Source organism: Rhodoferax sp. GW821-FHT02C08 (assembly GCF_059421805.1).
Window position 1 is genome coordinate 169,904 of sequence record NZ_JBWKVR010000011.1, and the last position, 23,062, is coordinate 192,965.

Annotated in this window: 20 protein-coding genes; 1 reads left to right on the forward strand and 19 read right to left on the reverse strand. The window is 56.1% G+C overall.

From position 1 onward, the window contains the following. The first annotated feature begins 4 nt into the window (after positions 1 to 4). Positions 5 to 208, forward strand: a complete 204-nt coding sequence (locus AC07VY_RS15305) for a DUF2188 domain-containing protein (RefSeq protein WP_495097868.1) — start codon at positions 5 to 7, stop codon at positions 206 to 208. A gap of 250 nt (positions 209 to 458) precedes the next feature. Here AC07VY_RS15305 and AC07VY_RS15310 read toward each other — a convergent pair whose 3' ends face one another. The 19 genes from AC07VY_RS15310 to AC07VY_RS15400 form a co-directional block, all read right to left on the reverse strand. Beyond that, on the reverse strand, positions 459 to 1,589 hold the full coding sequence (locus AC07VY_RS15310) for a hypothetical protein (RefSeq protein WP_495097869.1): 1,131 nt from the start codon (positions 1,587 to 1,589) through the stop codon (positions 459 to 461). A gap of 906 nt (positions 1,590 to 2,495) precedes the next feature. Next, entirely contained in the window at positions 2,496 to 3,122 is a 627-nt protein-coding gene (locus tag AC07VY_RS15315) for an ANTAR domain-containing response regulator (protein WP_495097870.1), read from the reverse strand. Between the two features lie 4 nt (positions 3,123 to 3,126). Then, the gene (locus AC07VY_RS15320; protein WP_495097871.1) at positions 3,127 to 4,275 is read right to left on the reverse strand and encodes a transporter substrate-binding domain-containing protein; all 1,149 of its coding nucleotides are present in this window, start codon (positions 4,273 to 4,275) and stop codon (positions 3,127 to 3,129) included. A gap of 9 nt (positions 4,276 to 4,284) precedes the next feature. Continuing rightward, positions 4,285 to 5,301, reverse strand: coding sequence for an asparaginase (locus tag AC07VY_RS15325; protein WP_495097872.1), 1,017 nt, complete (start codon positions 5,299 to 5,301; stop codon positions 4,285 to 4,287). A gap of 1 nt (position 5,302) precedes the next feature. Further along, the gene (locus AC07VY_RS15330; RefSeq protein WP_495097873.1) at positions 5,303 to 6,013 is read right to left on the reverse strand and encodes a branched-chain amino acid ABC transporter ATP-binding protein; all 711 of its coding nucleotides are present in this window, start codon (positions 6,011 to 6,013) and stop codon (positions 5,303 to 5,305) included. After that, on the reverse strand, positions 6,010 to 7,779 hold the full coding sequence (locus AC07VY_RS15335; RefSeq protein ID WP_495097903.1) for a branched-chain amino acid ABC transporter ATP-binding protein/permease: 1,770 nt from the start codon (positions 7,777 to 7,779) through the stop codon (positions 6,010 to 6,012). Before AC07VY_RS15335 ends, AC07VY_RS15330 begins: the two co-directional genes overlap by 4 nt. A 49-nt stretch (positions 7,780 to 7,828) precedes the next feature. After that, a complete protein-coding gene (locus tag AC07VY_RS15340) occupies positions 7,829 to 8,662 on the reverse strand; it encodes a branched-chain amino acid ABC transporter permease (RefSeq protein WP_495097874.1) in 834 nt (277 codons plus the stop codon). A gap of 576 nt (positions 8,663 to 9,238) precedes the next feature. Then, positions 9,239 to 10,402 (reverse strand): substrate-binding protein, encoded by a 1,164-nt coding sequence (locus AC07VY_RS15345; RefSeq protein ID WP_495097875.1) that lies wholly within the window; start codon positions 10,400 to 10,402, stop codon positions 9,239 to 9,241. 20 nt (positions 10,403 to 10,422) lie between these two features. Then, complete coding sequence (locus tag AC07VY_RS15350; RefSeq protein WP_495097876.1) at positions 10,423 to 12,120, reverse strand: methyl-accepting chemotaxis protein; 1,698 nt, start codon at positions 12,118 to 12,120, stop codon at positions 10,423 to 10,425. Between the two features lie 275 nt (positions 12,121 to 12,395). Then, the gene (locus AC07VY_RS15355; RefSeq protein ID WP_495097904.1) at positions 12,396 to 13,517 is read right to left on the reverse strand and encodes a substrate-binding protein; all 1,122 of its coding nucleotides are present in this window, start codon (positions 13,515 to 13,517) and stop codon (positions 12,396 to 12,398) included. Between the two features lie 89 nt (positions 13,518 to 13,606). Continuing rightward, positions 13,607 to 14,506 carry a nitrilase family protein gene (locus AC07VY_RS15360; RefSeq protein ID WP_495097877.1) on the reverse strand — a complete coding sequence of 300 codons (900 nt, stop codon included), beginning with the start codon at positions 14,504 to 14,506 and terminating at the stop codon, positions 13,607 to 13,609. Positions 14,507 to 14,788: 282 nt separating this feature from the next. Next, positions 14,789 to 15,568 (reverse strand): ATP-binding cassette domain-containing protein, encoded by a 780-nt coding sequence (locus tag AC07VY_RS15365; RefSeq protein WP_495097878.1) that lies wholly within the window; start codon positions 15,566 to 15,568, stop codon positions 14,789 to 14,791. Further along, positions 15,565 to 16,755, reverse strand: coding sequence for a sugar ABC transporter permease (locus tag AC07VY_RS15370; RefSeq protein WP_495097879.1), 1,191 nt, complete (start codon positions 16,753 to 16,755; stop codon positions 15,565 to 15,567). The genes AC07VY_RS15365 and AC07VY_RS15370 overlap by 4 nt, the downstream gene beginning before the upstream one ends. A gap of 88 nt (positions 16,756 to 16,843) precedes the next feature. Next, a complete protein-coding gene (xylF, locus tag AC07VY_RS15375) occupies positions 16,844 to 17,866 on the reverse strand; it encodes a D-xylose ABC transporter substrate-binding protein (protein WP_495097880.1) in 1,023 nt (340 codons plus the stop codon). 106 nt (positions 17,867 to 17,972) lie between these two features. Continuing rightward, on the reverse strand, positions 17,973 to 18,968 hold the full coding sequence (gene iolG, locus AC07VY_RS15380; protein ID WP_495097881.1) for an inositol 2-dehydrogenase: 996 nt from the start codon (positions 18,966 to 18,968) through the stop codon (positions 17,973 to 17,975). Positions 18,969 to 18,990: 22 nt separating this feature from the next. Next, positions 18,991 to 19,869 (reverse strand): sugar phosphate isomerase/epimerase family protein, encoded by an 879-nt coding sequence (locus tag AC07VY_RS15385; protein ID WP_495097882.1) that lies wholly within the window; start codon positions 19,867 to 19,869, stop codon positions 18,991 to 18,993. After that, complete coding sequence (locus AC07VY_RS15390; RefSeq protein ID WP_495097883.1) at positions 19,866 to 20,951, reverse strand: Gfo/Idh/MocA family protein; 1,086 nt, start codon at positions 20,949 to 20,951, stop codon at positions 19,866 to 19,868. The genes AC07VY_RS15385 and AC07VY_RS15390 overlap by 4 nt, the downstream gene beginning before the upstream one ends. A 75-nt stretch (positions 20,952 to 21,026) precedes the next feature. Further along, positions 21,027 to 22,094: a maleylacetate reductase gene (locus AC07VY_RS15395; protein WP_495097884.1), complete on the reverse strand. Its 1,068-nt coding sequence runs from the start codon at positions 22,092 to 22,094 to the stop codon at positions 21,027 to 21,029. Position 22,095: 1 nt separating this feature from the next. Beyond that, the gene (locus tag AC07VY_RS15400) at positions 22,096 to 22,404 is read right to left on the reverse strand and encodes a Dabb family protein (protein ID WP_495097885.1); all 309 of its coding nucleotides are present in this window, start codon (positions 22,402 to 22,404) and stop codon (positions 22,096 to 22,098) included. Positions 22,405 to 23,062: the final 658 nt, after the last annotated feature.

The window sequence follows — 23,062 nt, forward strand, 5'->3', positions numbered from 1 at the left end:
TCCCATGACTGCAAACATCTTTGTCGAACGTCGCCCACAAGGCGACTACGCGGTACGCAAACCAAACTCGCAACGCGCAAGTGCAGTGGCACCCACCCAAGCCGAAGCTATCGCACTCGCGCGCCAAGTCAATCCGCAGGGACCTGTATTGGTCGAGCGTGTTCGGACCACAGCGAACGGCAAGCCGGACAAATGGCACAAACCGTAAGAGTTGACTTTCAAATATCAACTGTCTCGTCGGGCAATCGTAGACCATCTGGTCCATATTGCTGCTCGCAGTGACTGCTAAAAAGTCGTTTTCAGTGTTTGACAATAAAGCGTTACTGTTACTGCGCCTTGCGCGTCGTTTGTCCGAGCTGCGGGATCACCAGCGGCCATGCAGAGATTACGAACCATCGAATCGACGGCGCGAACGACCTGTTCCCGTGCATTGAGTACATTGAACGGTCACCTGCTACCTAGTGTGAGATGGCCACAGGGCAGGGACGTGACCGTTGGTCCAGACTGAGCTTCTTCTGTCGTGCGAGTTCGATCCATAGCATCGCTACCTCGTCCCGAGAGAGGGTATGCAATCGATGGTTGTAGAACACATCGGTCACATCTAATGGCAACGCAGCACATCGGACTCCGGCCTCTACTGCGGCCGTCCAGGCCGAACGGCTGCCGCCAGCGAGTTGAGTCAGTTCCGACGCGAAGTCGCCGGCACGGCGGCCGCCCTTGTAGTGCGTTCTTATCACCTTGATGGCAGCGTGTGTCCGCGCGAAGCGTTCCAGATGCGCTGCCATGATGCCGCGCATGTTCTCCAAGGACTTGCTGCCGCGGTCACTGAATGTACCTAGCATCGGAACCTTGTTGTCATACAGACGATTGGGGCAGAAACGAGCGGCGGCCTGAAGGCCGGCCTCTACGTTGTGACCGATCGTCTGCATTAAGACGTTCCAGGTGTTCATGTCCCAGTCTGGCTTCTGCTCGCGCCAACGGCAAACGTGGTCGTCTATTTCTTGCGTGCCGCCGTAAAACTCAGCGAGCAGCGTAGCGTCGCTGTGGGAGAGTTCCAGGCATGCGGGAGCGCTGGGATAAAGCGAAGGCTTGAACGGTCGAAAGGTCGTCCAAGGATCCCGAGGCGGAGCATTAGAGGCTGACGCTGAAGAGAAATTCACGACCGCGCGGTCCAGCATATAGATTTGATGGGCGAGAACTCGTCCGAGCTCTTGCGCAAGCAAACCCAGTGGTCCCCGACCTGGCTCAAAGGCATCTGAACTGGCCCTCGGGGGAGCCGCGATATTCATCGTCCCTACGTGAATCGTTTGGGCGGTAACCGAGTCCGTATCGATGAGCGCCACAAAGAGGTCTACGGCGGCGTTGACCAAGCTCACGGGGAGTGGTGTTGCCTCATCCTCGTGTGCCTGCTTGATTTCCTTGAGGCGAGCGACCGTGTATGTTTGTTCGTCGCCATCGACCTTGAAATGGTGCAGTTTGCACAGAAGTACCAAGTTATCGTACCCGTGGCGATCCTCTGGATCTTGCTCACTGCGGTAGCGCGCCGAGCCGTCCTTGGAGCCTTCAATGTGGCAGATGTCTCCGACCACCGTTGCATCCCTAACGATTTCGTCGGTACAACCAGGGTAGGCACACTGGTTCCGGCAGAACGTGAACAGGCGCTTGATAGTCGGGAGCCGTGGGGCCGCGAGTGGCTTTATTTCTGTCATATCACAGAGGTCGAAGGTGCTGCGAAGAGCGGTGCCGCATTCCAGTCAATATGTAAAGCAGGAAAACTTGGCTAACGCTTAGCATTTTCCTGCAGTGCAGCGACCACCGCTCTGGAATCGGCAAGCGTAACCGCCATTCGGCCGACAGGCCAGATCGTTTGCAACCAGCCTAACCGCGACCTAGCGTTGATGGCCGCTCGCGGCGGCCATCAACTGCTACTCGCTGACTAACGACAACAATCGATTTTCGGGAAAAACGCGCGCATGGAGGTGATGCCGTGCCGGTCCTGCGGGCTGGGGCGGCCGTTGTGCGTACGGCGACTCGCAGGCATAGACCGAGTGCCAGCATTGGGGACCACCGCGAACGAGGACCTTCAAGGGCAGCTTCTGACAACAGCGGTCGCTTATCTCGAGTGCATGAGCGACCGCAACCAGCCTGAAGCAGCCCTTCGGAAGAAGTGCGAGTCACGAATTAATGTCCTTCCGCAAGTAGTTCAAGAAAAAATGCAAAAAAATCAACAATTCAAATTTAATGCAAAAATCGACCCACTCTATACATGGAAATTATCCGTATCTAATGCAACTTTAAGACTAGTGTTCTGTGCAATTAAAGTCGTAAACGGCCACCCAGCATCCACGCGGGTTTACGGCGTTACGATTTCACAACAGTTGAATTTAAAGTCATAAACAAGTCCAATATTTCTACCGCCGTCCAACTTTTCAGCCTTAAGTCGGCGGCAGCAGCATCGCTCCCCTTGCTGGATGAGTGCATCCAGAACATCAGTACTACTTACCTCGCGGCGTTGACTTTGAAAACCCGAGTTTTTCCATAGCTTCATGGGTTTCAAGAAGCATTGCGGACACCTCGGCCACCGTCACTCGCAGGCCGGTAGCACGTTCACGCATGTGCTCATAAGCCTGAGCTTCGGTCATGCGCTGGTAATCCACCAGCACGCGGATCGCCTTTTCGATCTGGCGGCGTGACTTGATGGTGGACTCGAGCTTGTCGATCTTTCCCTGCTGGCGTTGCTGAAACCCCTGCGATGCCCTGGCCAGTACCAGAGTGCTGAGAATGCCCGACGATCGAAACGGCTTTGTGATGACGCCATGGGACTTTGTATCCAGCAGCAACTTTAGCGTTGTTGGACTTTCGTAGTCCGAGAGCGCCACGAGGGCGGCATCCACCGCGCTGGCGTTCCAGGCGCTGCTGCCTTCGAGGTCTTGGGAGACCTGGAAGAAGATCACGTCCATACCAGTGGGCGGTTCGGCCGGAAATGGCCAGACCACCTTGAGTCGGCAGCCGATGCGCTGCAATTGCTGTACGACCACGTCGCGGTCTTCCCCGGGCGGATAGACGACGGTGACGCTGATGCTGCGCAGGTCCTCATAGAGGCGACGAAGGCTGGAGCTCATGACCTCACCTCAACCAGAATTCGGAAAACCCGAAAGTAGACAGGTATGGGTCGGGTTTCACCGGTTCTGATGCCTCCCATGCGATGTCGAACTGTCCGTCGGCACGACAGATGCCGATGCGGGGCGTGAGCGCGCAGTGGTTGTTCTCTGCGTCCACTGTGACACATCCCTCGGGAGAATCGAAGGAAACGGCCCGCACGGCCTCCACCAACTTGCGTCGGTCCATACTGCCCGCACGCTGCAGGGCACGGGCAAACAGGTGCACCTGGGTGTATGCCATCTCTGACCAGGTGCTGGTCGGTCGGTCGCCAAAGCGCTGGCGCCACAGCTCCACAAAGCGCCGATTGCTCTCGTTCTGCACCGACCCAAAATACGTGGCCGAGGTAATATGTCCCTCGCACAGCGCAGGGCCAATCAGCCTAATCTCTTCCTCGGCCATCGACAAGCTGGCAATCGGCATGGTTTTGGGGTCGAGCCCGAAGTCCCGGTACAGTTGATAAAACAGGCGAGCCGATTGCCCCACCAACGTGGAGAACACCACATCTGGCTGCTGTGCCTTGATGTCGGCCAGCACTTCCTTTAGTTCGGCCGCGCCGGCCTCGATGGGTAGGTAGACCTCTTCGAGTATCTCTCCGCCATGCTGCTCGACCATATCGCGCATGATGCGGTTCGATTCACGCGGGTAGATGTAGTCTGCCCCGACCAGGAAGAATCGCTTACCCCGGTTCTGCATCAGGTAGGCGGCCAGCTGCACGCTATTCTGGTTCGGCACCGCCCCGGTGTAGATTACGTTGGGTGAATACTCAAAGCCCTCGTAAAAGGAGCAGTACCACAGCAGTGCATTGTTGCGCTCGATCACCGGCAGGATGGCCTTCCGGCTCGATGATCGGGAGCAGCCGAACACCACGTTGACCTCGTCCTCCAGCAATAGCCGCGTGGCCAGCTTACGGTATTCCGCGATGTCTCCCTTAGGGTCATATGCGATGGGAATGAGTGGCCGGTCGAGCACACCGCCGAGCTGGTTGATCTCTTCTATGGCCAAAGCTGTACCGTAGAAGTGTTCGGACTCGGTGACGCCCGTAGCGCCCGAGCGGGAGAACAGAATGCCTACGCGCCAGCCGTCGTCCTGCGCTAGGGATGTGTCGTCAGACATGGCATTCCTTCACTGATCAAAAATGGTTTGCAACTGCCGGGAACTGACCGTATTTTGCAGCGACAGCATCAAAAGAATGCGCGCTTTGTGGGGACTCAAATTGTCGGCGAAAACCGCACCAGCAGCTTTGAGGGTGCTGCCACCACCGTCAAAGCCGTAGGCCGGCTGCACACGCCCATTAGGAACCCTAGTGGATATGACCACGGGTACTCCCTGCGCAATGGTCTCTCTGATGGCCTTGAACATGGCTGCGTTTACGTTGCCAAAGCCCAGGGCTTGAACCACAATTCCCTGCGCGCCTAACGAGACCGCAGTCCGCACGAGATCGCCAGTGGCACCCGCAAACATCGGAATGATCTCCACCCGGGGCAAAGCCCGTGCCCACAGCTGCACGTGCTGACGGCGTGTTGACTGTCGCGAGAAGACCACCCTATCCTCATCAATCACTCCTAGCAACCCGAAGTCGCCGGACTTGAATGCTTCCACATCGGCTGTGTGAGTCTTGCTTGCCTCGCGGGCCGCGTTTATCTGATTGTTCATGGCGATCACAACGCCCTGGCCACGCGCCTCAGGCGCAATGCAAACCCGCACTGCATTCAGAAGATTGCGCGGGCCATCGAAATCGGGAACCGACGCGTTGCGCTGCGCGCCTACTAACACTACCGGCTTGTCACTGTTGACTGTCAGATCCAGAAACCACGCCGTTTCCTCCAGCGTATCTGTGCCATGCGATATGACTAACCCCACGATTTCGGGGCGCTCCAGCGCAGTATCCACTGCGTGCTTGAGTTCTACCCACCGCTCCGGCCCCATGTAATCGGAAGGTATGTTGAACAGATCTAGCACCTCCAGCCGAGCCCAGCGGGACATCGCAGGCACCGCAGCCAGCAGATCGTCACCTGACAGCGCGGGCACCGCGCCACCGAGATGGGGGTCGACCTTCATGGCGATGGTGCCACCGGTCGAAATCAGTAGGCATAAGGGTAAATCTGCTAACGCGGACGTCGGTTCTTTAGTTAGCAACATGTCACACGCGCAGATGGTTGAACACGGATTCAAGAGCACCATCGGTCTTGGCCGCACCCTCATCGACCAGCTCGCCCTGCTTGAGGATCACGTAGCGGTCTGCTACCTTTAGAGCAAAAGGCACGTTTTGTTCCACAATCAGCATCGTAGTGCCATGCTGTTCGCGCTCTTGCAGTAGTGCATTGGCCAATTTATCAATCACCGAAGGCTGCAGGCCTTCCGTGATTTCGTCGAGTAGGATGACCGAAGGCCGCATCATCAGCGCACGCGCCAGCAGCAGCATTTTCTGTTCACCGCCCGACAGCGTTCCGGCGTACTGTTGCAGCCGACTTTTAAAGACAGGGAACAGGATCTCAACGGCAGCGAAACGCTCGTGAAACAAGGACTCCTGCGCCAAGCCCAGGCGCAGGTTGTCACGTATGCTGAGGTCTGCAAATAACGGCTGCTCCTGAGAAGCATAGGCCATACCTTGTCGCGCAATGCGGTGTGGCGGCATACGGGTGATATTCACGCCGTGCAGGTGGATTACGCCAGCCGTTTTGGAGAGGTAACCCATCACCGTTTTGAGCAGGGTGCTTTTGCCCATGCCGTTCTTGCCCAGCAGGGCCACCGCTTCGCCCTTTTCTATATTCAGAGTCAGGTCGCGTAACACCACGGATGCGCGGTAGCCGCTGGTAATGCCGTTCAGCACCAAGGCTGATGATGGATTCATGCTGCCTCCTTCGTCGCGTGGGCACTACCCGAATAAATAGTCTTCACCAGTGGCGAATTCACCACCTCTTGGAAACTGCCTTGCATGGCGATAGCCCCCTGGTGCAGCACCACGATGCGGGTGGAGATCATCTCCACAAAGTCGAGGTCATGCTCCACCAGCAGGCAGCACAGTCCGTACTGGTGCGCCAGAGAGGAAAGCACCTCGCCAATCTGCATGCGCTCGGTTTTGGTGAGGCCTGCCGTAGGCTCGTCGAGCAGTACAACGCGCGGCTCCAGGGCTAGCACCATGGCCAGTTCCAGTGCCTGTTGCTCGCCATGCGACAGATCCCGTGCAACGGTGGTCAGTTTGTCTTCCAGCGCCGTAGCACGAACTACGTGCAGTGCGTAGGGAGGTAGACGCAGAACGCTTTCCTGCCGCACCATCGAGGGATGCTCCAACCGCGCACCTGCAATACGCAGGCATTCCGCCACTGTCAGCGATTCAAAGATATTGGCATTTTGGAACTTGCGCCCCAGTCCTAGATGCACGCAGGCCTCCGGTGGTAACTTGCCGATGTCGCGACCGCACAACTCCACCGTGCCGCCGCTTCGTTCCGTGCCATCGCTCATGCAGCGCATTAGCGTGGTTTTCCCGGCACCATTCGGCCCGATGAGTCCGACCAGTTCGCCTGAGCGGGCCTCCAAGTCAATACCCTGCAGGACCTTTAGAAAACCGAAGTTCTTGGTTACGCCCTGCATGCGGATCGCCACAACACCTGCGGTGCCCGCAACTGATAGTGCAGGGCTTTGACGTTCCTCCAATACAGGGCTGCGAGCAGCGACCTGCGCCATGCCGAAAGGCTTGAGCAGCAAAGGGATCAAACCTTGAGGGAACAGCACAATGACTACGACAAATGCCGCCCCCAGAATCAGCTGCCAGGCGAAGGGCATGCTGCTGCTGAGATAGGCGGTGGCCACATTGATCAGCACGCCACCAACCAGTGGCCCCCACAAGGTACCCCGGCCGCCCAGTGCGACCCAGATGATGAGCTCGGTGCCTAGCGCGAAGCCCGCGAGTTCGGGGGCCACTACGCCGCTGAAAGACCCGTAGCCAAAACCCGCTAAAGCGGCCATGACAGCCATCGCCGTCAGAAGCGCTATTTTGATCAGCGAGGTGTTAATGCCCAGGTAGGTACAACGAACTTCGTTGTCGCGTATGGCTGCTAGCATGCGTCCCGCATCGCTGCGTACCAGCACCCAGCCGATTAGGCCAGCAACGAGCAGCATGCCCGCTGCAATCCAGTACCAGGCCTCGATGGAAAGGTCAAAAGTTTGGTACCCAGTCAGTCCCGAGCTGGATCCCGTCCAGTTGCCGCCGGATAGCAGCAACTGCGTGAGCACGATGGGCAATACCAGCGAAATCACCGTGGCAAAAAATGGCGACGCACCGCGATAGAACGACAGCCACCCGACCAGGAGACCCACGGCCGCGCTGGCTAGAACCGTTGCGCCGATAGCCAGCAGCACCGTGTACGTACTGAATCCGGCATGTGTGAATACTAGGCCGGCCGCATATGCGCCAATACCAAAGAAAGCCGACTGGCCGAACGTCAGGTAGCCGGTGTAGCCCCACAAGATATCCACCGTGATGGCGGCAACGGCAAAAAAGAAGGCCTTGACGAGTATGTTCAGCAAATAGGTGTCGAAAACCCAAGGGCCAACCGCTATCAGCAGCAGCCCGAGTCCCCCTAGCAAGATGATGCCTTTGAAGGATCGGCCGCGCAGTGCGGGTCCACCGGCATGCCGTTCCGGATCGATATTGGTGGCGGTAGTGTTAGCCACGGGAAAACCCCTTAGGACGGATGCGCAACGTGACAGCAGCGAGGACAGCGATGGTCAGCCCGCCGAGAACCGGGTTAGCGTAGGTGCTGACAAGGACTTGAGCCGCACCAAAAACGATGCAGGTCACCAGTAAGCTGACCATTGAATGGCCAGATACCATGACCAACATGAAGGCGCTTACAAGCCACGGCAAACCCATGTTCGGGTCCACACTGGACAGCGGTGTGATCATGGCGCCGGCCAGCGTGCCAAGTCCGGCACCAAGACTGAAGGTAATGAAACGCACCATTCCCGAGTGGATGCCCAGGCTGCTTGCCAGATCTTCGTTCATGATCACAGCACGGGTGCGCACACCAAAGCGCGTGCCATTGAGCAAGCCGGTGAGTGCCAGACACAGCAATGCCGCTATGGGAACGAGCGCCAGTCGGTAGGCCGAATAGTCCACACCTAACACCGACCAAGTGCCCGACAGCGGTGCGTTGACAAACTGCACCTCGCGTCCGAAGGCAATCACTATCACTTGCCCGATCACAATACCTAGACCCCAGGTCGCCAGGATGGCATCGAGCGGCCGCTTGTAGAGTGGGCGCACGATAAGACCCTCCACGAGCATCCCTACGGCAATGCCCACCACTACAGCAAGGGGCCAGGCTAGCCATGGGGTGAGATGGAGTTGTGTAACTACATAGCTAGCGTAGCCACCAAGAGTCAGTAGCGCACCGTGCGCAAAGTTGACTATCTTCATCACCCCGAAGATCATCATCAGTCCTGCTGTCACGATAAACAGCATTGCGGCCGTTGTGAGTAAATCTAGCAATAGCACCATGGCGTACTCCTAGCGACGATGAAAAAGACAGATGGAATCAGCGGCAGCAGGCGCCGCAGCAACGGGTTGTTTCATTGAAAGTCTCCTTGGTTTTAAAAAACAATGGATGAATAGCAACGCATATGTCCATACCGCGTATTGCCTGCGCTTGGCTCAAGGAATGCAGATGACGTCCCGCCGGGTACCTCCAGCTTGGCATCGTCTCCACGTTCTCCACCAGAGTGCAGACCTGACGATCGGATAAGTACGGGGTTTTCACCGAAAACATTTCAACTCCAAAAAGCAAAAAGCCCCTGACTGCGCTATGAACGCATGTCAGGGGCTTTTATAGCCGGTATGTAATCAGCAATGTTGCTGAGAAACTGCAGTGGTCAAACCAGAACAGCTCGCTGAATTATGACAGCCGTTCACACCGGCGTCAACCAATTGCGAAGGTGTATTCTTCGCAATTTCTACAATCAAACCAGGACAAGATGGCTGTAGTGTTGCACTTTCAATAGCCCATTACTGCCATCGCTAAGTGAGTTTCGCAGAGCCGAACATGCGTGTCCTCCATTCGCTTTTTCTTACCTTCAATCACTCTATCTGGGGGCACTGTTCTCCTGGATCGACGCTCGAAAAAGTCTCCAGGATACGAACACTTCCGTCTGATCGAATTTGACCTAAACGCATGGGAAGCGGTGTGTGCCGACTCTTTCCCATGCGTAGGGTTCCGCGCGGGCCGGTGATTGATACCTCGCCCAGCGCCTTGATGACTTTTATGGAATCCGTTGTGCCCACTGCTTCAACAGCTGCCTTGTAGTGGAAAAAGGCCTCATACTGGGGCACGGAAAGTTCGTTGGGAGCCTTCAGCTCCGCACCAAATCGAACCAGCATGCGCATGCGAAACGACCGATTCTCTGCAGTATCGATAGATGGGAAGTAAGAGCCCGCCATCAAGACTCCCTTGGCTGCATCGCCCATTGTCCAGGCGGTACTTTCATCTATGGAGAGATTGCCGAAAGGCATCCTGAGATCAGCGTTCTTGATCTGTTGGGCGAGCGTTACGTTCGGCGCACCGCCGGCAGTGGCGCCAATCAACGCGTCAGGCCGGGCCGCTCGAATCTTCGCAATGATGGGTGCCCAGTAGCTGCTGTCCACCGGCAGGTATTCTTCGCCCACCACCTGCCCCCCATTGCGCCGAATGTACTGTCGGGCGAACTCAAGCATCCCGCGTCCAAATGCATAGTCACTGCCCACCAGAAAGTAAGTCTTTGCATTTCTATGTCGGGCGAGATAGTCAACCACAGGTGCCACCTGCTGTTCCGGCACCCAAGCATTCACATACATCCATGGGTTACATGAATGTCCCTCGTAGAACGAGGTATAGATGTACGGCAACCTCCCGCGCGAAATGATGGGTAGCGCGGCACTTCGGGCTGCACTGGTTTCCATTGCAATAATGGCGTTCACCTTCTTTTGGAATACCAATGTGTTGATTGCTTTCTCTGCACCCTCGGCCCCAGAGGCATCGTCTACGATCACTAGTTCAACTTTGCGCCCCAGGATGCCACCGGCGGCATTGATCTCTTCGACCGCCAGTTGCGAAGACTGCACTACCGCAGGAGCGATAACACTGTTAGCACCAGATAGACCGACGGCCACGCCAATCCTGATGGGATAGTCGGGTTGGGACTGTGCCGCCACCCCCCTCAAATTTACCATTATCGCGATGAGAAGAAGGCTGCGAAGTGTGTTCATGAGGATGACCTGTGTCGGACTTAGCGCTGCGCAGAGGTTTGCAGCCGTGGTGCATGCTCAGGCGCGATGGGGGAGTGAGGCCATAACTGCTGATGACCTAAAACCACCACCGCCTTACTGGTGGCCATTCCAGTATCGGGCGCATGTGAGAGGTCATCTGAACTCGACCCTAAATGAAAGTTAGACACCAAACCGATCAGTCGCCGAGCCTGGTCTTGCAAACTATCTGCGGCGGCAGCCCCCTGCTCCACCAGGGCTGCGTTCTGCTGTGTAGCGTTGTCGAGTTCTGCAATCGCCTGATTAATACTGCGGATGCCGCTGCTTTGCGTGGTGGATGCGGCAGTTACCTCGCCAATCAGGCCAGACACTTTTTCGACACTGGTCAGTATCTCCGTCATAGTGTCACCCGCGCCCTGGGCCAGCCGCGAGCCCGTCAACACATGTGAAAGGCTCTCTGAGATCAGTTCCTTGATTTCTTTAGCGGCAGATGCACTGTGCTGTGCCAGAGCGCGTACCTCGCCGGCGACTACTGCAAAACCACGGCCGGCATTCCCTGCGCGTGCCGCTTCTACCGCGGCATTGAGCGCAAGGATGTTGGTCTGGAACGCGATCCCATCAATCACACCAATGATGTCGGAAATCCGCTTGGAAGAGCCGTTGATCTCACGCATGGTAGCGACTACCTGAGCCACTGCCTTGCCGCCGCGCTGCGCGACCTGAGCAGCATCGCCCGCTAATCGGTTTGCCTGCTCCGTCGCTTGTGCACTATTTAGGAGGTTGCCCGCCAAGTGATCGAGAGAGCTTGCAGTCGCCTGCAACTGCGAGGCCGCTTGTTCAGTCCGCTGGCTAAGATCGAGGTTACCGGCAGCGACCTCGGAGCTGGCCGCCTCGATACTGACGGCCGCGTCACGGATGTCGGCAACCAAGCTACACAACCTGCGCTGCATGGTATCAATCGCCTCTAGCAGTCGACCGATCTCTCCCTTACCTGCGTCTTCGATCACGTTGTCCAGCGCACCATCCGCGATGCGCTCGGCGATTCTCATCGCTCGCTCCACCGGCCGCTGAATGCTACGTGCGATCCGCCAAGCGACAAATACGCCAACTACCACGGCCGCCAGAGCGAGCAGTGCGCCGACGACTGTGGCGCGCTGGATATTCTTACCTACCTCCGTAGCCAGTGCGGCATTCCGCTGGGTCTGCAGTGAAATGAGCTGATTGACTTTGCCCCGCCACTGGGCTTCGGCAGGACGGAGTTCCTGGGTCAACGTTGTAGTGGCGTCGATGTTGGCACCAGCTAGCCCTTGCTTGGCTGCCTGCTGCACCAACGCTATGCCCCGTGCACCCAACTCAACGATAGCGACCGCAAGCTGGCGCTCGTCGGCCTGGGCATCGGTCATGGACATCGAAAGCGCTTGCTCGGCGCGGATGTACTCCGTACGGGCCATCTCTAGAGTGGCACCTTCTGCCTTGAGTTCTTCAACATCGGTCAGCAGCACGATGGAGCGAACCTGCACGGTCATCAGATTAATGTTGTCTAGCAACTCACGGGCTAATGCGGCACGTTGATTGTTCACCTCAACGATCTGTTTTACCTGCTGACCTACCTGATGTGAGGACCATGCTTCCATAGTTGCAACCGTCAATATCAACGCCAACAAACATCCAAAGCCAAAGGTTAGTCGAGCCGCAATGGAGTGGGTGTATGTTGGCAGCATGGGAGATCCTTCGGTTGGGCTACGCTGCGTTGCTGCGCCGAGTGTGCGCATCAATGCTTTGCACCGCTTACTGCGTACTATGGTCCTGGGTAGTGGAATACACGGATCCAAGCAAGCAGACATAGCGCTACAGGCTCGTGCCATGGTTGTGTCTTGTTCTTGTGAGTTCCAAGGGAACCCAAAAGGAAATGGATTTGTATTGGACTACTGAGTCCTACGATAGGCACTGGCCAGTCAGCGGCGTTCGCGCGCGAACACCACTGACGGCAACCGCCTTACTTCAGGTCAGGACACTGAGCACCAGGATCGACGCCCTTGAAAGTCTGCAAAATCTTGATCGTGCTGCCGGCCTGAATCTGACCCAGGCGCATAGCGAGCGGCGCGTGGCGGCTCTTATTCATGCTGACCTCGCCGCGGGGACCGGTGTAGGACACCTCACCCAGCGCCTTGATGATCTTGTCCTTATCCACGGATCCCACTTTCTCTACCGCCGCCTTGAAGAGATAGAACGCCTCGTACTGTGGCTCGGAAAGCTCATTCGGAGTCTTCAGGTCGGTGCCAAATTTCTTCGTCATGGCATCCATGAATTTCTTGTTCTCCGGCGTATCAATTGTCGTGAGGTACGAAGCCGACATGTACATGCCGGATGCCACATCGCCCATATTCTTCGCGGTGGCTTCGTCGATGGCCAAGTTGCCATACGGGAGGTTAAGGCCAGAGCCTTGCAACTGCTTAGCCAGCGAGACATTAGGTGCACCGCCAGCCGTGGCGCTGATCAAAGCATCGGGCTTGGCCGCACGGATCTTGCTCAACACCGAGGTCCAGTCGGAGCCATCTATGGGTAAGTATTCCTCGCCTACGACCTTGCCGCCGTTCTTTTCGATGTACTTCTTGGTGAAGTCCAACATGCCGCGCCCAAAGGCGTAGTCATTGCCCACGAGAAAGAAATTACGAGCTTTGAGGTTGGACCAAAAATAGTTAACGACGGGGGCGACCTGTTGTTCCGGCACCCAGGCGTTTACGTACATCCAGGCGTTACACGAGCGCCCCTCATAAAAGGATGTGTAGATGTACGGCACTTTGCCGCGCGATACGATGGGTAACGCGGCATTGCGGGCAGCGCTGGTTTCCATAGCAATGATGGCGTCCACCTTTTTCTGGAAGACGAGGGTGTCAAATGCCTTCTGCGCACCGACTGCGCCCGAAGCATCGTCCACGATCTCAAGCTCTACCTTGCGTCCGAGAATACCGCCAGCAGCGTTGATTTCTTCGATCGCCAATTGCGAGGACTGCACGACGGCAGGAGCCACGACGCTGTTGGCGCCCGACAGGCCTACGGCTACACCGATGCGTATCGGATCTGCCGCTTGGGCTTGCAGCGCAAGCGAAGCTGTCATCGCAATGGCGCCGAAGCGCACAGTGGAAGTTAGTTTTTTCATAAAAAGACTCCTTGGTTTGGGGTGAAAGAAACAGGTCGGCATCAACTTCAATGCCTAGGCAACGGCCAGCCGGTGCCAAGCATCGGGTCGTAAAGGTCGTCGCGGCGGTCTCGAAGTACGTGGTTGAAGGCATTGAGTTGCCGTTCCCGGCGCGTAGCCTTCAGGCGGATCTGTGCCAGGAGTACCTCTTCTGCGTCTATTGATGCAGGGCCAGCTATTGGCCAGCCCTGGGCGTCGACGATCAAGCTCTGACCTATGAATAGCTGCTCGCGCTCATTGCCTATCCGGTTGGCGCAAACGATATTCAGCGCATTGCTGTGGGCGCTGGCCATGGCCAACGTATTGGCCATGGCTGGACGGTGAGCCGGCTGTCCGGACATTGGCACCCAGTTGGTAGGCATGGCCACAATGTCGGCACCTTGCATGGCCAATAGGCGATACACCTCAGGGAACCAGCCGTCGTAGCAGATCACTACGCCCAGGCGCCCCCACTCTGTGTGAAACACAGGCAGACCTCTGTTGCCAGCCTCGAAGTAAAGATGTTCGTCACCCCACAGGTGCAGCTTGCGGTAGGTGCCCAGCCAACCCTTAGGGCCAATGATCACTGCCGAGTTGTAGAGACGATCCCCGTCTCGCTCAGCAATGCCTGCGACGATGTGCACCTTGCATCGCTGTGCCACATCTATCCATGCCCTAGTGGCCGGACCTTCCGGCACAGACTCCGCCAGCGAAAAGGCCTCTGCCCGACTGGTAAATACGTAGCCCGTGTTGGCCAGTTCCGGCAGCACTACGAGCGCTGCCCCACCAGCGGCCGCGCGCTCGATCAACGCTACGGAGCGCGCCACGTTCTCATCCTTGTAGCCGATGCGCGGCTCCATCTGAACACTCCCCACGGTGATGAGATGCTCAGCCGAATTCAGCGCGGGAGTGGTTCCCAAATCAGACATTCAAACTCCAAAAAGCAAAAAGCCCCTGACCGCGCTGTATGCGCATGTCAGGGGCTTTCATAGCCGGTATGTAATCAGCAATATTGCTGAGGGCTTCTCTGGCTAAGCCTGGGAAGTGCTAAGAATTATGACAGCGTAAAAAAAATGCGTCAACAAATTGCAAGGAGTGTTTGAACATTCAGAATTTCTTCATCATTAGCAGAAATGGAGAAACTAGCCGTCCCGGTGTTACTGCTAACCTTAAATTGACCAACCGCAAATCCCTCGTGAATCAGGGCTCCACTACAACAATTCATGCACTTCAGGAATACGAGTCACTTTCTTACCCGCAATAATCATTCCCAAGACTTCATCCTCGGTCACTTCGGAAGTTCGGTAGGTTCCCACAGTTTTGCCGTTTTTCATCACGCACAGACGATCGGACAAACCGAATACATCTGGCATGTCGTGAGAAATCAGAAAAATGCCTACATCGTTGGCTTTGAGCTTACGCACTAGCTCGTGAACCATACGAGTTTCCTCCGGACCCAATGCGGCACAAGGCTCATCCATCACCAAAGCCTTCGCCTTGAAGTAGATGGCCCGGGAGATTGCAACGACTTGGCGTTGGCCACCTGATAGTGAACGCACGGGCACGCGAATGTTTTTGAAATTGGGATTCAGTTGCTGGAATACTTCGCGGGCTGCTTTTTCCATCGCGTAGTCGTCCAACGTCCCCCAGCGGGTCTTCAATTCACGGCCCAGAAACAAGTTGGCGACGCTGTCTAGGTTGTCGGCCAATGCAAGCGTCTGGTAAATAGTCTCGACGCCCAGATTTTGCGAGTCTGAGGGACTTTCGATTTTGGCCGCTTGCCCATTGATGGAAATCTCGCCACTGTCGATAGGGTAGGCACCAGCCAGCATTTTCATCAGTGTGGACTTGCCCGCACCGTTGTGCCCTAGTAGCGCAACCACTTCGCCAGGGTAGAGTTTGACGCTGACACGTTCCACCGCATGGACACCGCCAAAGGCCTTGCTGACGTTGGTAATATCCACCAAGGGGGTTAGGGTAGTTTGGCTCATGATAGACGCTCTCCGGTTGCACGACGATAGACCACATCAAAAACAACGGCAACGATCAACACCTGACCAATGATGACCAAGCGCTGCCCAACACCCACGTCGAGCAGCAGCAGGCCGCTTTCCAAAAACTGGATGATGAGCGCCCCCAGCACAGTGCCCAACACCGTGCCACTGCCCCCGGCCAGGGCCACCCCACCGATTACGGCGGCAGCAATCGCATACAGCTCCATACCGGTCCCCAGCGAAGCCGTTCCGGCGTTCAAGCGGGATATGGCGACCATGGCAGCGATCGTGGTCATCACAGCCAGCAGCAGAAAGGTCTTGAGAGTGACCCATTTGACCGGAATGCCAACCAGGGTGGCAGCTTCAGGATTGCCGCCTATGGCAAAGATATAGCGCCCGAACGCAGTGCGATTGATGATGAAGGCAATCACAGCCACCACCACAGCCCATATCAAGACCGGATTAGGTATGCCTTGTGGGACCTTCTTACTCGGTATTTGGTAAGCACACATGACTGCAACAAAACCCAGAATGATCGCCACGAAGAACCCTGCAAATGCGAGCTCCACGATCAGTGGTCGGGTCGCCAACCCATGTCGAGCAGAAGCGCTGCGGCGCTGAAATATGTTCCACAGAATCAATGTACTAGCCAGTAAACCAACGACCCAACTGGCAGTGACACCAATCGCACCATCCAGCCCGCCACCGATCAGTAAAAAAGTTGGGTCCGTGATGGGCTGTGTACGGCCATCAGAAAACAGAAATGCAATACCACGAAACGAGACCAATCCGCCCAAAGTCACTACAAACGATGCCACTCCGAGATAGGCAGTTAGCCACCCCTGATACAGGTAGATGGCCAACGACAGCACCAGGCCAATCAAACTGGCTGGTACCCAGTGCCAGCCCTTGCTGTACATGAGGAACGCCATTGCGACGCCAACGGTTGCCATGACAGATCCGACCGACAGATCGATTTGCCTGGAAACAATCACCAACCCCACAGCCGCGGCAACAATACCCACCACGGCCGATTGCTGGGCAACGTTGTACAGATTTTCAGGGGTCAAAAATATGCCGGTGACCGCATGGAATGACAATGCCATCGCCACCAACACTCCTGCCATGATGAGCAGCCGCAGGTCAAGCGTGCTGATTTGTAGTTTTTCTCGTAGGGATCGCATGTGGATGCCTCAATATGGTTAAAGATGAAAATCGGCTGACAGCGTCGACGATGCGATTCGCGGCGCCATCAGCCCGCGCAATTGCGCGTTATTTGCAGGCTGCGGGTCCTGTGGCTTTGTCAACGCCCTTGCATGCAACATCCTTGCTGATCCAACCACCCTTGATGACCAGATCCAGCTTGTCTTTGGTAATCGGCTGGGGTTTGAGCAGGATGGAGTTCATGCTGACTTTCTTTTCGCCACCGTTGAACATCGACGCTCCCTGGACCGGCTGACCTTTGGCCAACGCCACGGCCACGATTGCAGCCTCGCGGCCCAATTCACGCGAATCCTTCCACACCGACACGGTTTGCGTTCCCAATGCAACGCGGTTTAGTGCTGCATGGTCGCCGTCCTGGCCTGAGACTGGTACACCGGTCAAGCCACGCGCCGACAATGCCGCCACGACGCCGCCAGCCATGCCGTCATTGGATGACACTACCGCATCCACCTTGCCACCGGCCTTCGTCAGAATCTGCTCCATGTTTTTCTGTGCGGCTTCTGGCTTCCAATCGTCGGTGTACTCTTCTCCAACAATTTTGATGTCGCCTTTCTTGAGGGCTTCAGCCAGCACCTCTTGCTGACCTTCGCGCAGCAGGTTGGCGTTCGGGTCGGTAGACGCACCCTTGATCATCGCGTAATTGCCTTTGGGCTTCACTGCGTAGATGGCCCGTGCTTGCAAACGGCCGACTTCCTTGTTGTCGAAGGAAATATAGAAAACCTCGGGTGACTCGAAAAGGCGGTCATACGCAATGACGGGGATACCCCGGGCCTTTGCCTTAGCCAGTGCTGGAGCAATAGCATCTTTATCCTGCGCCAGGATCATCAAGACCTTGGCTCCTTTACTGATCAGACCATCAATGTCTGCCAACTGCTTTTCCGGGGATGCTGCAGCATCTGCCGCCACATAGGTTGCACCCGATTTGGCAAGTTGGTCTTTGATGGCTTTTTCATCGGTGGTCCAGCGTTCTTCGCGGAAATTGGACCAGCTAACACCAACGAGTTGCGCCATGGAGGCGGAACTAGCGGCGGTCAACATGGCGGTGACTAGGATTTTGCGATTGACTTTCATACTTGTCTCCAAATGGTTTTGATAAATAGGCTGCGGACGGAAAAGGTTCTCCCGCACCCCGAGCCGTCCCTCGGGGTGTGATTCGAAAGTGGGCTTGTAGCTGTGCCTACACAGCGACAGATCGACCGGTAGCTACCGATTCCATCGCGGCCTCGGCCAGCAGCAATGCCTGGCGGCCATCCCACGGCGTGGTGGGCATCGCACTGCCTTCTTGCAGTGCTTTTAAGAAGGCATCCAGCTCATTACGGTAGGCATCCGTGTAGCGCTGCAGAAAGAAATTCAGCAGAGGCGGTAGGGCTTCGGTCTCGGTCGCGTTGTAGCGACGCACGGTACTGGGTCGCAGGTTGTCGTTCATCAGCATTCCGGTGGAGCCGAGAATTTCAAAACGCTGGTCGTAGCCATACACCGCTTCGCGGCAGCAGTTGATGTGGCACTGTTTGCCAGATGCGGTCTGCATCACCACCATCAAAGTGTCGTAATCGTTGAACTCTTCCATCAGCGCCTTGTTGACCACGCGGCTGGCCTTGGCATACACCTCGGTGGGCTCTTCGCCAAGAAGAAAGCGTGCCATATCGAAATCATGGATGACCATATCGCGAAAAATTCCACCCGAATGGGCAACATATTCACGTGGTGGCAAGCCTGGGTCACGGCTGGTGATGATGACCTGACGGACATCACCAATCTGACCCGCATCGATGGCTTTGCGCAGCTCGACGTTGCTGGGGTCGAAACGGCGGTTGAAGGCCATCATGACTTTGGCGTTCAGTTGCTTGAGCTCCGCAATGGCGGCATCCACCTTGGCCAGATCATTGTCCACAGGCTTCTCGCACAGCACCGCTTTGCCAGCCCGTGCTGCGAGCAGCATCAGGTGGGCATGGGTATCGGAAGGTGTGCCGATCACCACGGCATCCACATCGGCACGAGCAATCGTTACCGCTGCATCAGTAGATGCCTCGCAGCCCAACTTAGCAGCCAAAGCATCTGCCGCGGCTGCAACAGGGTCGACGACAGCGATCAGTGTCGCGCGGGGATTGGCGGCAACATTGGCCGCGTGGATTTGTCCGATGCGACCCGCACCCAGTACAGCAACTCGAATCATCTTGAAAGTCTCCAGGTAAAAATTAGACGGCCAGGTTTTTGAAAAGGCGCATGGTGCTATCGAAAGAGGTGCGCGCCATCACATCCAGTGGTTGTTTTCGAAAGGCTTCGGAGATGATTTCAACACCGTAGTAAGGTGCGCTAAAACCAGCGGCGCGGACCGCCTTGATGAAACCTGGCAAATCGAAGCTGCCTTCACCGCACAGCCGTCGACCAAAGCGGGTGTCTTCAAACAACGTTCCCACCACGTCCTTGTCTGCATCATCGAGCTCAATGGCTTTCAAGAAGCGTGCTGGAATTTTTGCGATTTCGCTGCAATCCATGCCACCACGTTCCAGATGCCAAATGTCCAGCAGAAGCCCTCCGTTGGATTGGTCGGCTCCGGCGATGATGGCCATGGCGGTGTCGATCGTCTTGACGTTGGTGAAGGGCATCATTTCGATGACGACATCGGTTCCAACTTGCCGCCCTTCTTCGCACAAACGCGCAAACTCGTCTCGCAACAAGGGGATATTGGGTGGGGTTTCATCAAACAGTGCCGGTGAAATCTTGAAGTTCCGGGCACCCAAAGTGGCAGCGGCTTCGAAGAGTTCACGGCGCATCTGATCCGAAACCTTGCGCCGAGGGTCGGCTGGGTCGACGAACCAGTCGGACAGGAATTCAACTTCAACGTGCTGGATTCCGTTGTCCGCTAGCACCGATTTGATGCCAGAAAACCCCATCTTGGCAGCATTGGCCATCAAGTCAGCATGGACGATACCCATACCGGTATAGCCCGCTTTGGAAGCAGCTGCCGCGCGCTCCTGCAGCGAAAAGGCACTAACCTCGGTCGGCGCACCAGGATAGACGTCGCCAGCTAGTGTCCAGTACGCGGCGAGTAGTTCGGGGGTAGTCGTGTTCACAGTAAGACCTCTGCACCAGCGTTTTTAGAAGAGGCGAACAAGGCTTCGATCAGTGTGCTGATGTTGAGCGCTTGAGTCGCGGGGATGACCACAGGCGCACCATGGCGCACGGATCTATGAAAGGCGGCGAGCTCGCGGTCGAAGAAAACTGGGTTGCCTATTTCTGCCAGCTCCGGCGAGTACACGGTTTTTTTGGAAGCCCAGTTGATAGGGAAACTGGTTTCGCTCCATTCGGTCCAACCCTCGGGCACGCCGCGGTTGCCCTTGTCGTAGATCCGATAACTTGAGGGCGATGGGCACGACTGCATGACACCTTCTGTGCCATAGGCGGTGATATCCCAGGTTTCCAGCCAAGGCAGCGGATCCCACGAAAAGAAGTCCACCACGACAATCTTGTCGGCATAGTTGAGTACCGCACCTGCCGCATCTTCGCGTGATGTGGGTCCCATGGCCCCCGGAAACTTGGTGATCCGGGCATTCACCGACAGGGGCATACCAAAGTGGTGAATGACACGATCAAACAAATGGCAGGAAATTACGAACATCGCACCACCGATATCCTCCGGCTGCTTCATGTGGTTTGTGTCGGCCTCGTCATGTGAACATCCGCCGTGGGCACGCACCTGCAACACCTTGCCCAGGCGACCCGTTTGCAGCGCGTGCTGCATGGCCTCCACGGCTGGTGAAAAGCGCCAGCAATAACCCACCTGCAAGATCCCGTTGGTGCGCTTCACTGCATCCACAATGCGTCGTGCATCAGCGGAGTTGCGTCCGGCGGGTTTCTCACAGAGTACAGCTTTGCCCGCCTCTAGCGCCTCGATCGACAAATCTGCCATCTTGTTGCTTTTCGAATGCACGTAGATGGCATGCACATTGGGATCGTCCAATATGTCCTGCTTGCTGCGTGCCTCGATGCCCATCGCCTCTGTGAATGGCTTGAGCAGTGGGCTATCGTCATACGCGCCCAGCATATGCGCATTCGACAAGCGCTGCAGCGCTCTGACGCGACCAGACGTGTGGGGGTGGGTAATACCGAGGCACGCCACACCGAATTTGGTTTCGTCTCCTATCAACTTGCCCATAACCGTCTCCTTTTTAAATCGTGAATTTGTGGGTGTTGGCTACTACACGTGCCGATATCCATCTTGACGCTGGCTTTAGGTAATTGGCCTTTGACCAGTCCAAGCGTGTCGAAGAAGCATCATCAACGCCTCCTCTTCGATGGGTCTAGGATTCCAATAGGGGTTGGACAGCGAAATCTTGCATGCCGATTCCAGATCCGCTTCCTTGAGTCCAATATCCCGTAAAGCCGTTGGCGCACCCAATTGCTTAGCCAGGTCGAATGCCCCCTCTGCCGCACTGGATGCCCCCAGCGCTCTCGCTATCCGCTGCATCGCTTCTGGAGCGGCGTCAGTGTTGTAAGCAAGGGCATGCGGCAAGATGATGGTGTGGGTTTCTGCATGCGGAAGATTGAAGCTTCCTCCAAGCACATGGCACAGCTTGTGATGCAAAGCCATACCCACATGCCCGAGTACAGTGCCGCACAGCCACGTGCCATACAAGCATTCGCTTCGTGCATCCATATCGAATGAGTTCAAAACTATGCCCTTGAGCCCGTTGGCCAAGGCACGGATCCCTTCTTCCGCCATCAACGACATCACGGGATTTCCGTCTTTGGCGTACAGGCCTTCCGCTGCATGCGCTATGGCGTTCATTCCACTCACAACTGACATTCCCACTGGTAAGCCCGCACTTAGATTGGGGTCATACAACACAGTCTTAGGAAGAACGCGGATATCTCGCCCAGTTTTCTTCGCTCCGGACTCCGTGATTCCATAAATCGGAGTCATTTCGGAGCCTGCATAAGTTGTAGGTATTGCAATGATCGGCAGCGAGGACTCCAGTGCAATGGCCTTTCCCAGGCCAATGGTTGATCCGCCCCCTATGGCAACCGCACAGTCGGCATCAACCGCTTTGGCGTACTCCCGAGCTCGTCGCGCCACTTCAATAGGTACATGCATTTCTGCACGATCAAAAATCCCGGCCCCCATGTCACCTAGCAGGTCATTGGCCAGCTGCGCCTGGTCGCGCTGCTGAGGCGTGCACAAGACCAATGCTCGGCGTGCACCCAGCGCCTTAACCTCCTCAGCCAAGAGTCCGAGGCAACCCTTTGCAAAAACCACCCGCGAAGGCTGAGCCGTGAAAATGAAATCTTTGATGCTCATATCACTCAGCCTTAGCGATGTAGTCGACTTGGTGACGAGAGATGCGGATGTCTCCAAGCTCCTTGCGGATTCTTAAATGGTCAGGATGCAAGGCATATGCATCAAGGGCTTCCTGGGAGTCAAATTCAGAGTAGAGGACAACATGGCAGGCATAGTCGACGCCGCTCACATCCAAACCAATTTCTAGGTATTTCATCCCTGGGATCACACCTACCAAAGTGTCAAACCGGCTCTTCACAAACAGTGCCGCTTTCTGGCGCGCTTCGACGGTCTCGCCACGCACATTCCACATGACTATGTGTTTGATCATGACCCTAGCCTCCCGCCCAGCTGCGATAGCTGAATCCAGGCGGACAGGCGGCAATGGACTCCGCGCATAGGGTCCCAACACCCGGTACCGCAACATGTTGAAAAATTCGGTTGTCCATTTTTGTGTCGGAGATTTCGCTCCGTGCCTCCTGATTTCTGCTTTGCTAACTGACCTTGAGCGCAACTATATATTCACGCCCAGCGGCAAAAAATAGCGCATTTGGAAATATCTTTTCCTATATATGGAAATATGAATGAAGGCGACTTCTTGACCCGAATGCGTTTACCGGGGATGCCCATTCCTACTAGAGTCATTGCGATGTATTTCCAGCTTGTCGCTGGATATCCGCGACTCTTCGGCCCACAACAATTGCGACTTATCAAGTCGTGGAACGGGTCTTCACATCGAATGTGCGTCTGGGGGCACCGTCTTCGGCCGCTACAGTAAAAGAAAGACTTGACCTGGATTGCAAGTTAAGCGGCGTGTATTGCTTGCCCAATCCTTTCCCGACATGGTCAGGCCCGTCACTCAATCAGACCCGCTCACCAGGAATAATTGCAAAGGGTTTCACGTAGGATCAATGGTGGCAAACTTCAGCCACCTTGGCTAATTTGGCGCCGGATTCACTCGCGCTTATCAGTCTTACGACTATCCTGCC

Excerpts from the sequence above, each read along its gene's own strand:
- AC07VY_RS15340 (WP_495097874.1), bottom strand. The coding sequence starts at position 8,662 with ATGGTGCTATTGCTAGATTTACTCACAACGGCCGCAATGCTGTTTATC.
- AC07VY_RS15360 (WP_495097877.1), bottom strand. The coding sequence starts at position 14,506 with ATGTCTGATTTGGGAACCACTCCCGCGCTGAATTCGGCTGAGCATCTC.
- AC07VY_RS15345 (WP_495097875.1), bottom strand. The coding sequence starts at position 10,402 with ATGAACACACTTCGCAGCCTTCTTCTCATCGCGATAATGGTAAATTTG.
- xylF (WP_495097880.1), bottom strand. The coding sequence starts at position 17,866 with ATGAAAGTCAATCGCAAAATCCTAGTCACCGCCATGTTGACCGCCGCT.
- iolG (WP_495097881.1), bottom strand. The coding sequence starts at position 18,968 with ATGATTCGAGTTGCTGTACTGGGTGCGGGTCGCATCGGACAAATCCAC.
- AC07VY_RS15315 (WP_495097870.1), bottom strand. The coding sequence starts at position 3,122 with ATGAGCTCCAGCCTTCGTCGCCTCTATGAGGACCTGCGCAGCATCAGC.
- AC07VY_RS15355 (WP_495097904.1), bottom strand. The coding sequence starts at position 13,517 with ATGACAGCTTCGCTTGCGCTGCAAGCCCAAGCGGCAGATCCGATACGC.
- AC07VY_RS15365 (WP_495097878.1), bottom strand. The coding sequence starts at position 15,568 with ATGAGCCAAACTACCCTAACCCCCTTGGTGGATATTACCAACGTCAGC.
- AC07VY_RS15320 (WP_495097871.1), bottom strand. The coding sequence starts at position 4,275 with ATGTCTGACGACACATCCCTAGCGCAGGACGACGGCTGGCGCGTAGGC.
- AC07VY_RS15330 (WP_495097873.1), bottom strand. The coding sequence starts at position 6,013 with ATGAATCCATCATCAGCCTTGGTGCTGAACGGCATTACCAGCGGCTAC.
- AC07VY_RS15350 (WP_495097876.1), bottom strand. The coding sequence starts at position 12,120 with ATGCTGCCAACATACACCCACTCCATTGCGGCTCGACTAACCTTTGGC.
- AC07VY_RS15400 (WP_495097885.1), bottom strand. The coding sequence starts at position 22,404 with ATGATCAAACACATAGTCATGTGGAATGTGCGTGGCGAGACCGTCGAA.
- AC07VY_RS15390 (WP_495097883.1), bottom strand. The coding sequence starts at position 20,951 with ATGGGCAAGTTGATAGGAGACGAAACCAAATTCGGTGTGGCGTGCCTC.
- AC07VY_RS15325 (WP_495097872.1), bottom strand. The coding sequence starts at position 5,301 with ATGTTGCTAACTAAAGAACCGACGTCCGCGTTAGCAGATTTACCCTTA.
- AC07VY_RS15305 (WP_495097868.1), top strand. The coding sequence starts at position 5 with ATGACTGCAAACATCTTTGTCGAACGTCGCCCACAAGGCGACTACGCG.
- AC07VY_RS15370 (WP_495097879.1), bottom strand. The coding sequence starts at position 16,755 with ATGCGATCCCTACGAGAAAAACTACAAATCAGCACGCTTGACCTGCGG.
- AC07VY_RS15395 (WP_495097884.1), bottom strand. The coding sequence starts at position 22,094 with ATGAGCATCAAAGATTTCATTTTCACGGCTCAGCCTTCGCGGGTGGTT.